The sequence below is a fragment of the Lysinibacillus sphaericus genome (assembly GCF_015844675.1).
In the GTDB taxonomy this organism is placed as follows: Bacteria; Bacillota; Bacilli; order Bacillales_A; family Planococcaceae; genus Lysinibacillus; species Lysinibacillus sphaericus_E.
In genome coordinates, this window is record NZ_LDGC01000029.1 from 72,415 (window position 1) to 83,492 (window position 11,078).

The 11,078-nt window shown below is 33.2% G+C and carries 8 protein-coding genes and 1 pseudogene; 3 read left to right on the forward strand and 6 right to left on the reverse strand.

The annotated features are described in order from the left end of the window. Nucleotides 1–143: 143 nt before the first annotated feature. The gene (locus ABE34_RS10265) at nt 144–641 is read right to left on the reverse strand and encodes a hypothetical protein (RefSeq protein ID WP_197142268.1); all 498 of its coding nucleotides are present in this window, start codon (nt 639–641) and stop codon (nt 144–146) included. A gap of 203 nt (nt 642–844) precedes the next feature. Here ABE34_RS10265 and ABE34_RS10270 point away from each other — a divergent pair, with 203 nt between their 5' ends. Next, on the forward strand, nt 845–1,531 hold the full coding sequence (locus ABE34_RS10270; protein WP_197142270.1) for a hypothetical protein: 687 nt from the start codon (nt 845–847) through the stop codon (nt 1,529–1,531). Nucleotides 1,532–2,138: 607 nt separating this feature from the next. On the opposite strand, the gene ABE34_RS10275 is transcribed toward ABE34_RS10270, so the two are convergent. Together ABE34_RS10275 and ABE34_RS10280 are read right to left on the reverse strand one after the other, a co-directional pair. Then, nucleotides 2,139–4,727 (reverse strand): hydrophobe/amphiphile efflux-3 (HAE3) family transporter, encoded by a 2,589-nt coding sequence (locus ABE34_RS10275; RefSeq protein ID WP_197142274.1) that lies wholly within the window; start codon nt 4,725–4,727, stop codon nt 2,139–2,141. Nucleotides 4,728–4,836: 109 nt separating this feature from the next. Continuing rightward, nucleotides 4,837–5,382 carry a TetR/AcrR family transcriptional regulator C-terminal domain-containing protein gene (locus ABE34_RS10280; protein ID WP_197142275.1) on the reverse strand — a complete coding sequence of 182 codons (546 nt, stop codon included), beginning with the start codon at nt 5,380–5,382 and terminating at the stop codon, nt 4,837–4,839. 729 nt (nt 5,383–6,111) lie between these two features. Here ABE34_RS10280 and ABE34_RS25040 point away from each other — a divergent pair. Next, entirely contained in the window at nt 6,112–6,354 is a 243-nt protein-coding gene (locus ABE34_RS25040) for a tyrosine-type recombinase/integrase (RefSeq protein WP_276569491.1), read from the forward strand. A 9-nt stretch (nt 6,355–6,363) separates the two neighbouring features. On the opposite strand, the gene ABE34_RS10290 is transcribed toward ABE34_RS25040, so the two are convergent. Continuing rightward, nucleotides 6,364–6,954 carry a hypothetical protein gene (locus tag ABE34_RS10290; RefSeq protein WP_197142280.1) on the reverse strand — a complete coding sequence of 197 codons (591 nt, stop codon included), beginning with the start codon at nt 6,952–6,954 and terminating at the stop codon, nt 6,364–6,366. A gap of 139 nt (nt 6,955–7,093) precedes the next feature. Between ABE34_RS10290 and ABE34_RS10295 the strand changes: the two are divergent. After that, nucleotides 7,094–7,421 (forward strand): annotated as a pseudogene (locus tag ABE34_RS10295) (tyrosine-type recombinase/integrase); the annotation flags it as partial. Nucleotides 7,422–7,598: 177 nt separating this feature from the next. Here the strand turns inward: ABE34_RS10295 and ABE34_RS10300 are convergent. Further along, nucleotides 7,599–8,255, reverse strand: a complete 657-nt coding sequence (locus ABE34_RS10300; RefSeq protein ID WP_197142284.1) for a Type 1 glutamine amidotransferase-like domain-containing protein — start codon at nt 8,253–8,255, stop codon at nt 7,599–7,601. 255 nt (nt 8,256–8,510) lie between these two features. Beyond that, nucleotides 8,511–10,283 carry a group II intron reverse transcriptase/maturase gene (gene ltrA, locus ABE34_RS10305; protein ID WP_197139928.1) on the reverse strand — a complete coding sequence of 591 codons (1,773 nt, stop codon included), beginning with the start codon at nt 10,281–10,283 and terminating at the stop codon, nt 8,511–8,513. Nucleotides 10,284–11,078: the final 795 nt, after the last annotated feature.

Consider the following 11,078-nt stretch of genomic DNA (forward strand, 5'->3'; position numbering starts at 1 on the left):
ATATACACTATATGATTGTCGGGAATAAACATGCTTCAAGGCGCTGCTATAGAAAATCTTTCTCAATTATTTCTTGAGTTACGACAAAATGACTATTCTGTTCCTTTAGCACAAAAATCGCCCCCGTTATTTGAAGTGTAAGCTTATTTCTTCCATCCTACAGCAATATCATTGGAGGGGAATTCAATCACCAATTTAATTTGAGGTGAATAAATATATCTGTCCCAATTTCTAACTTCTTCAATTCTATGTATAATTCTAATCAGTTTTGTTTGAATGACATGTCGAGAGTTAAGGTCAATAATATAGCAAATTTCTTTATTCACTTTATGATTTTTAATGACTAGTTCTGCTAATGCACATTCATAATCAACAAAGTTAGAAAATATAGTTTTGTAAAACATAAATGTCCATTCAATTCCGTTAGCACCAAATGGAAATTCATTAAATAATTCTTCTTTTATTTTTTTCGAATCTTCTTTTGATAATATTTCTACTTCCTCTTCAGAAACAATATTTGGAAATAACACATGAACTTCCTTTAAAACTGTTTCGTATTCCCTTTTCTCCTCTTCTTTTAATTCTTTTTGTTTTTGCTTGGCTAGCAACTCTTTTAAACGTTCCTTTTTATCCTTCACCATACTCACCCTAACTATTTATTTCATTGTATGCAAAAGTTTACAAACCATATTTCTCCAATCCGTAACCAGATGTAACTGTCCTAATTGAATAATCTCCATCAATACTTAATGTACTATGCTATGTTTGCGCAAACATTTCTAAAAAGATGTATAATTATTATTACTTGGTAATTTTATACTATAATTCTGAGGGGGGATAAAAATTGAAAAAAGTATTAATGGTATTTTCTTTAATTTTAGTAATGATTATTTTAGGTGCATGTAATTCTCTTTCTAACGATAAATTAATTAAGGATTATGTGAAAGATACACACGGATTTGACATCGTAATAAAAAGTTCGGATAAAAATTCGTTAGAATTAGGTAGGGATTCATACGTTGTTTCTCCTGTTGACCATCAAGAATTAGAATTTACTGTTGCAGTAAATTCGTATTCATCGGAAGATGAGCCTAAATTGAATTACAGAAATAAGCACTTAATCAAAGACAATTATTCAACTGCATTAGCAGCGGATACGGAACTACACAAATTAGATAAAGTTATTCCAGAAATCAAAAAACTTGGATTTAACGGATCATTTAATGATGAACCTAGAGTGTTTTTTAACGAAGAGAAAGATGATATTTGGGGTTTTTTATATTCTACTTCTCATTTGGATATTAAGAATTTTGAAGAAAAAGATGTTGACCGCTTATACGAAGTTCAAAAATTAATAAAACAAAGTGGTGCGTCATTTGACCTTTTTATTGTCTCAGATACGAGAGAACTAAATGACAGAGGATCCTTAGTATTAGATATAAAAAAGTTGAAGGATGTAAATACAAAAGAAAAATTTTTACTGAAATTGAAAAAAGAGAACCCAGGCATCATTTTACGAAAAGAAGATTAAGCCAAAATCTTCTATAGAGTATATTTTTCTAGAAAAAGGTTTAAATGACTCGGTGGGATGAAATCAAAAACATTCTTCCACTTAAGATTTTATTAACAAAAATTTTTAAATAAGAAGAAGCATTCGGCACAAATATGTTAACCGAATGCTTTTTTAGCTATTTTCTAAAAGCTTGTTGTTCTTCAGCCATTTGCAAAGGTAGCTGACTTTGTATTTTCTGCCTGTCGTTTCTTCAATATCTTTATTCCCTACAAGGTCATCTAATCCATTATTAATAGCTCCCCAGTGAGGTGTGACCTCAAATGGTTCATACGGATGTGACAGTCACTGTAGACCTACCTCTACTTATTATTTCATATCTTTAACCATAACAGATCCTTTTGTTGAGCGATCCTGCTCCGTAAGTTCAATAAAGAAAAAAAGAGCTGCATATGCAACTCAATGTTCTTCAAGAAAAGAAAAGCACTCCGTTAGTTGAAGAAGGTTTTGCCACTCTATTGATTGATATTGTATTAATACAAAAAAAGTTATCTGTCTTACAATATTAAGACAAATAACTTTTTTAAAACGAATTTTCTCATGTTTCATTTAAACTTATCAAAGGTATCTATTCACGCTTTCGAAATAGAACAATTAAAGCTGGTAATATTGTTAAAGCGCAGAATAAAGAAAGTATTGTATCAATAACAGTTGTGATACCAAATTCACGTAAAACTGGGAAGTTTATAAATATTAATGTTGAAAATCCAACAATTACTGTCAACCCAGATGCAGTAATTGCTTGCCCCACTTTTGAAAGAGAAACACGTATTGCTTCTTGAGCAGACAACCCTTTTTCTTCTTCTTCATGGAATCTTTCCATAATAAGAATAGTAAACTCTGTACCAATTCCAAGCACAAGACAGCTAAGCGCCGTTGTGAGTGGATTATATGAAATATCGAGAAATTTTAAAGCACCGGGTGAGAAACCTAATACTAAAATAATTGGTATCAACGGATATAAAGCATGTTTTACGCGGCGATACACAACTAATAAAGATAGAAAAATAATTGAAAGTCCCGCACCTATCATAAGCTCCTTATTGGCACCGATATTATCGATACCATAAAGCATCATAACTTGTGCACCAGCAGGTTTGAGTTTCACACCATCTATCGCTTTCATATCTTCCGATATTTTATGCATCAATTTCAACTGCTCAGCTGAAGAAAGTTCTGGATTCACTTGAAATTGAATGGTTGCATATTTTTTATTATCACTAAGAACAGTACCTTTTAGTGAAATTGGTACATTTTCGAGTTCATTTGTTACCTGTGAAGTGGATTCTGGTAATTTACCTTTCCCATTGATTTGTAAAATAACACTAGGAAGTGATATAACATCGCTAACATCCTTATATTTGTTTTCAACCTTTTCACTTTCATTTTGCATCCAAGACATCACTTTCGGTTCCGTGACATCATTCGCTTCCACTAAATAAGTAATATATGTTGTAGAACCAACTATCTTTTGTAAGTGTTTCGTATTTTTTAATGTCTCCATATTTTGTGGAATCATTTTTGTTAAGTCTGTTTCAGTAGGTATAGACTTTTCTGCCATAAATCCAAGACCAGATAGAATAACTGAAACAATTAAAATAGGAATTGCAAGTTTCATAGCCAGATTAGCATATTTATTTAAGAAGCGTGATAGCATTGTGCCTTTATCTGTATTGCTTTTTAATTTAAGCGCAGTTTTTTTACGATCTAATAAGTAGAATGTTGAGAACATCAATACTAATTCAACAACATAACAGAATAAAACACCAATAGCTAGAGTTAATCCAAATTGTTGCATCATTGGCGCTTTAGATAAGAACATTGTTAAAAAACTTAAACTCATGATAACAACTGCAATTCCTACACCTGGTCCAATATGGCGGACTGCATTTATTGTTGCAAGTTTCGCTTGGAATTGGCTATCTCTAAATTCCTCTTCGTATCTGTTATGGAATTGAACACCAAAGTCAGTACCGAGACCAATAATAATTGGTAATGTTGCCATAGTTGCGAGTGTAATCGGGATTCCAACCCATCCCATGATACCAAATGTCCATATTAGCCCAATTAATACGATACCTAATGAAATAATACGACGTCTTACAGGGAATACTAAAAAAAGTACGACAATCATTAATATAACAGCTAAACCAAGTAGGATTCCTAAAGTTGTTATAACTTCTTCTTGTATGTCACCTAAGATAGCTGGCATTCCAGCTACTTTAACTGTTAATTCAGAACTGAAATTCGTATTTTCTAAGAGTTTGTTTAGTTCTTTATTAACACGTACATAGGTCATCATTTCTGTATTATTAGATGTATGAAGCTGAATCACAACATGTTTCCCATTTTCAGGAATTAGTTGTTTGAATTGTTCCGGTACTTTTCCTTTATCAGAAAAAATGATTTCATGAAGTAAATCATTTTTCATATTTTGAACCTTCGGTAGAGCTTTGATTATAGACTTTTGCATATCGTCTTTTTGTTGCTGTGTTAAGATGCTTAGTATATACTTTGTAACTTCATCGTTTTGTTTTTCAGTTAAAACAGTTTGCATGATTTGCTCTTGTTCATCAACTGTAGGAGTATGATCTAGCGCAAGCATTTGTTTTTGTATTTCTTGCATTTGTTCAGGGGTCAGTTGTTGTTGAATGAATACACCCATTTTTTCACGTTGCTCATCAGTTAGGCTACTTTTTACGCTATTATTAATTTCGTTCATTTTTTCGCTTGAAATAGAATGTTTCAAGGCAGTTTCTAATTTTATATTTGATTCTCCTGCATTGAATGCTGAAAAAGAAGGAGAGGATAACATTTCATTTAATAAACCGACATAATGAGTTGATCCTGTAATATCTTTAATATCTTCTGCTTTTTTAGTGAATTCTACAATTGCTTTGTTTGTTTCTTGTGAAAGTAACTTATTACTATCTCCACTAAGCACTACATATATTCCATCTCCACCAAAATGCTTTTGATATGTCGTAGTATCCTTATAAACATCAGATGTATTGCTTATAAATACATCGTTTCCCATCTTCATCTCAAGTTTTGTTATGCCAAATACGAAAAAGATGGTTAGACATAATATAAATGCAATATTAATCTTTGCATATTTGATAATAAAGTGTCCCACTTTATCAAAAACTTTATTCATGTTTCATTTCCTCCTTTGTTATGTTCATTAATCTAGCATAGGATTGGGAGGGAATCGACAAACAAAAATAAGTATGTGTATTAAAATGAGACATTCGTCTTAATTTGGTTCAATTGATTTGAAAATTATTAGCGATAAGAATAAGCTCTTCTTTTGAATATGGATATTCATTATTTATCCATTTTTTTATAATCTCAAAAAATCCACTACAGTAGAAATCACAGAGTACTTTTGGGTAATCTGAGTTTCGGATTTGCACGGAAAGTGGGTCGTTATATTTTATTGAATTTTTATATAAAATTTCCGAGCCAAGTTGAATTAATTTGTCGTATAATTCACGGCTATTATTTTTACTGGTAACGTTAAAAAACAATGCGCGATTAACATCTATATATTCGATTATTTCCTCAAATAATGTGTGTTCTATATCCAAACCTTGCTTAGTTTGTTCAAAGAGGGTAATCGTAATAAAATTTAGTGTATCACTAAAAAGTTCATACTTGTCATCATAATAACGATAAAAGGTACTTCTATGAATCATTGCTTTTTCGCAAATGTTATTTATTGTAATTGCTGAGAATGGTTTTTCACTTAATAAATCCATGAATGTATTTTTAATTAAAGCTTGTGTACGTAAACGAGTGAGATTACCCAAGTAATTTATCCTCCCTATATTCAAGTATAAGTAATTTTTGGGTTTTAAGATTTTAATTATAGCTCTTATTAATTTTTAGTATTCGTGAATTGATAATAAGATGGAATTATTTCTGATGACATTGTAATGATAAATTGTATATAAATAAACAAAAAACTCAAAAAAAGAGGTCTAAACTCCTTTTTCGAGTTCTTTTTGATGCGATAGACGGTTGGTCTAGTTATTGTCGCTGCAACACCTTATGGTTAAAACGTCAAAATGAGGGCTAGAATATCCTACTAGCAAGTTATTTAAAACGAACTGTTCCATAAAAACAATCTACGTAACAGTTCTTCATCAACTAAACTGCCCCGTTAGTAAAATCACTCCTTATGTCTAGAATTCTATAAAGTTGGCAATAATCCCTTTTATATTACTATTTTAGGGGGAATGGAATTGTTATTGTCAAAAGCATGAACTTTGTTTGAAGCTGATAAACGAATAGAGGGCTTTCGCTTTCAAACACTGAAGGCTTATCGGTTATAGTCTTTCTATTAATTGGTTATTTTAAGGATATAGAGATGGAATTTCTTGAAACTGAAGGAATATCTTGATATATCCGGCAAGCACTTAAAAACTACCAGTCTTGCACATCGTATCCGCTTTATGAAATCATTTTTTCGTTGGTCTCATAAAGAAGGATACCTGAGTAAGAATCCAACTTCCAAAATTAAAGAACCGAAAGTAGGAATGCGGATACCCAAGTATTTAACCGAACGGGAGATTGAACACCTCCGTGAATCCTGTCATTCCGCAATGGAAAAAGCGATTTTCGAATTCATGTTTTCTACTGGTTGCCGAAATGGAGAAATAGTTGCGTTAGAAAAGAACCATATTAATTGGTCCAATCAATCCGCAATCGTTAGAGGAAAAGGTGATAAGGAAAGGGAGGTTTATTTTAGGCTATTTTCGTATAGATTGTTGCTCCTTTGAAAATATCGTTTAAAATGTGGAGATATGTGAAAGAAGCAGTAAGTAAATTAAAGAATGCCAACTAAAAAGTCGAAATACAGATATAAAAGAAGTGACGGCGTAAAATATCAAAGCAATACCGACAATCATCGACCCTTTATAGGTCTCTCTCAAATCACCCGATTCTTTTTTCATCTCTTTGTAAAATTTTATCGTCATAAACATACCACCCATCAATAACACGGCGCAACCGATAGACGGAACAATCTCCAATCCTAAGCTCTTACCCATTTCGATGGCAGCTACCGCTATAAAGTATATAAAAGCTACTAACAAATAAAGAGCTTTTTCCTTTCTCTCTAATTTTCTACTTTTCTTTTTCGCCACTTTATACCAATGCTTCAAATCTTCTTGCGACACATACTGCGCAACAATGGATTCTACTTGTTTAGCACATTTCTTTTGAACTTTGATTTTATAAAAACCTTCGTATTCTTCAGACGACCGTTTTAAAATATCTTTAATTCCTATTTCAAACGGAATGTTACTTTTCTCTAGTTGTTCGATAATTGCCAGAATAGCATCTTCTGAATGTCCAACTAATATTTTCTTTTTAAACAAACACAGCACCTCTTACGAATAAGTTGAATTACGCTTAATTATACTATTTCATTCGCTCTCTCCTTTAATCCAAAATATACCACTATCTTTTGAATATCTGATTCTTTCGTTTAGCAACAATCTTTGAGAAAACAGCCTTAATACGCGTTGTGACATATGGCTTAAACGTTATATTAAAAGCCGTACTGACAATAATCCTGCCATCTTCGTGACAGTAAGGCAGCCACATAAAATGAGTGTTGCCCAAATACGATACATCATCAAGCGGATATCAAATCGTTGCTGAAATCAATAAAGATATTCATCCACACCAACTTAGACACAGCTATGCAACTCATTTATTGAACAATGGAGCTCCCATAGAAGTCATACAAAGTCTTATGGGGCATAAGAAAAGTGAAACAACTAGGATCTACGCTCAATTAAGCGGGAGGCTATGGAAAGAGTATTATCAGAAGTACTTTTAAATGTAAAAGGAGCAATGCCTTAAAAGACTTTGCTCTTACTTGACTAAAGCATCCGTTAGTTGAAGTAGAAAAAATAGACGCATATTCAATACTCGTGCCAGTTCTCCTTCACTTAATTTAAAATAGAGACGGTGCATAAAAAAATTAATTCAATTAAGCCATAGCGTTTTGCTACAACTAGAGCGTCTCATCCAATTTCTGAATCTTTGAGTTGGAAATTAAATAAACATTGCCAAAAACGTCGATTTTGTCTCCTTTTACACGTACAGCGCAATCTTTGTTCGACGCATAAATATTTATTTCTTCCGATAGGGGAGATAGTTCGCTTTGAACCAGTGCAATGTTATTTTCAAGGTCAAAATGAGACAGGACGGAAAAATTGTCAAGACCAATTCCGTCGTAAACAGAGCTCATTTCAACTTCATCTCCAAAGTTTTTCGAGCATAACCATTTAGCGGACATGTTGATTGCTCCAGCGCTTGCTCCCATCACAACGGCGCTGCTTTTTTTAATCGAATCCGATAATTCATATTCCATCAAAAAACCATTTTGATTAAGAATATTACCACCCAACAAGAAAATGACGGAAGCATTTTGAATTATCGTTTGGGCATCTTCCTTCTGTACGCGGTAATTAATTAAATGATACTCATCAAACATAATACCAGCCTGATCGAGCCACGAGCGTTCAATAGCGCCATCATCTTCATAAATAGAAGGATTCGAGCTAATCATAGCCAGCGATTTTCTATCAGTTATATCCTCCTGTAACACCCTACCCAGATCTTCTGGAAAAAAATTATCAAACCAACCTAAATAATAGTGAATTTTCATAAGTACCCCCTCAGCAAAGTGTAAGTAACATTTATTCCTTGCGTCACTCATTCTGTTTTCTTGTCACTCTCAATATGCCCGATTGTTCAACACAATTTAAACAACACTCTTCATACAGATAGGTAAGCCTTTGAAGTTATCGCTGGCTTTTCCCCCTGTTCACACCGTACGTGCGACTTTCACCGCATACGGCGTTCCAACTAATCCAATTTATTCTTTCTATGTTTTAAGCAGCCGAGTGAAGATTTTCCAAAGTTAGATTATTTCATTGTTACATTTCAGTCGTAAGTTATTTACTTTTTCTAATTGCTTATTTGTAAGCTTTACAGCTTTTAGGAACTTTTCAATTTTTACTTTGTCTTTCAAATGTATAAGTTGATGTATAGCCTTATTCAAAACTATTAAATTTGAGTAGCTATCATCTTTTGAAATGTGAAAAGGATTAATATGATGACAATGCCAGTCGATAATACCTAATTCTTCACCTAAAATTGCACATTTGCCATACTGGGCAATAAACTTACTTATTCTGTTGTCGTTATATTCAATAGATCTGTTTGGAATGTAGTTTCTCATGACGTAAGAAAGCGTATTTTTATTGATAGCCTTTAGGCTATTGTGAATTTTTGCTCTGCCTTCGGCAGTATAGTTACATATCACTTGGGAGAAACCAAGTGTTTTTCTCCATCGTTGCGCATGGATGGGGACAAAGACCATATTTTGTATTTTAAATAGTTTGGACTTATATCCTTTGTATCGCTTCTGTAATGTCTTTGACATCTCATGAAAACTTGCCTCTGTTCGAATATTCTTTAGTTGATTGTATAACGTCTTGCGTAGATATAGATTTAACTCATTCAAGTTAATTGTAATTTGAGTTGCAGCTGAGTAATAGTTTTGGATACCCATTACAACGGTATTAAAATTCCAAACGGTCTGAATGCAGGGTTTTCTCTTGATTACTTTTATCGCTTCTTTAATCTTTTGAAAGGCATTTGCTTTAGCCTTTTTTGACATATCAGACTTTGCTACGAAACCAAATCTGGTCTTACCTTTTCTTATGGCTTTTATTGTAAATCCTAGAAACTCTGAAGAGTTTTTCTTTAAGTTCACGACCTTTGATTTTTCTTCACTCGTCTCCAAGTGTAATCTCTTTTTCAAGAATTCTTTTAATGCATAATTTATTTTAATTGCCTGTGACCTTGTTCGGCACATCACCTTAAAATCATCCGCATAACGGACAATAAAACACTCTTTCAAACTCGATTTCTTTAATTGCTGATACTTACTACCATTAGTCGAATACGTATAATTGCTTTCAAATGTTTCCCATTGGTCACTAACCCACCAATCCAATTCATTTAACACAATGTTAGATAATAAAGGTGAAAGAATACCACCTTGCGGTGTTCCTTTTGTAGGAATACCTTCTCCTACAATCTCTGCTTTTAATAACCTAGATATAATAGAAAGAAGGGATTTATCCCTAATGCCTATTGACCACATTTGTTTTAAAAGTTTGCTATGATTTACATTATCGAAGAAACCTTTAATATCTACGTCAACACAATAATGTAGTCCAGATTGGTTAATGAGAAATTCAAGTCTAGCTTTGGCATGATGAGTGTTGCGATTTGGTCTAAAACCATAACTATGTTTATGGAATTTAGCTTCACAGATTGGCTCTAAAATTTGCAGTACACATTGTTGAAAAATTCTATCCCATATCGTCGGTATCCCTAAAGGTCTAGTTTTATCTACTCCTTTTGGAATGAAAACCCGTCTAACTGGTTGTGGTTCATACCATTTGAACATACCTTGAACTTTAGCTATTACATCTACAACTGGTAAATGCAGAATATCATTAATTGTTAATTTATCGATTCCCGCAGTTTTGCTACCTGTATTTCTTTTGATGTTTCGGTAGGCAAGACGTATATTATCCTTAGAACTCATTAATTCTGTTAAGTTATAGAAATGATGACCACAAACACTTTGAGCGTAGAGTGTATCAAAACAATCTTGCATACTATAATACTCATTGTGTCTCAGTTTCTTCCGTTTCAATAAGTCGGTGACTCCTTTTGGAGTTAAACCTCTATTAGTCTCACAAGAACCTTATTAATCGATAAAGAACTGCCTTACTTGGTTGAATAAATCTTTATTAGTCTAGTGGCTATCCCTCCATGTGGATTAGACACTTCATTGGTACTGTGCCACCACTTTCACTGATATAAAGGCAAGTTATACAGTAACTAGTATCATTATTGCTTTCCTTGTCAACGTTTCTTAGGGGAGTAAGCCCTCCACGTTATCAGCTTAAAACGTTGAATTATATCTATTATAGAATGAACTTAGGTGCTTCCTCTAAGCCTGTTAGATACATACGCCTGTAACGTATCATGGATTTTCATATTAGTTAGTCTTACTCACCCACATCTAACCTCACAATTTGGTGATATACACATTTCTATGTATCGCAGTTCTAGACCCGTACATTCAGAAGTTCGTCAGCTTAACCATTTCTTTTCGGTTTATTTGCATTCTCACCATATTCATTCAACTCAAGCATCATGAATTACACCACTCCCTCGAGTAGGCTTTCGTCAGCGGACCTGGTACGGTAATTTCTCACGCCTTTTCACCGAGCTTATAACACAATCATTCTTACTAAATCCAGTGCTATTCGACTAAGAGAGAACCCTTCCGAGCGTTACCTCATCATTTGATTCTTCGATATAACCCTTCAGTTCCGAAAGGAACTGTCTAGCCTTTACCTGAGTAATGTGACCATTCTCAATTTAAACTAGAAACATTTCGCAC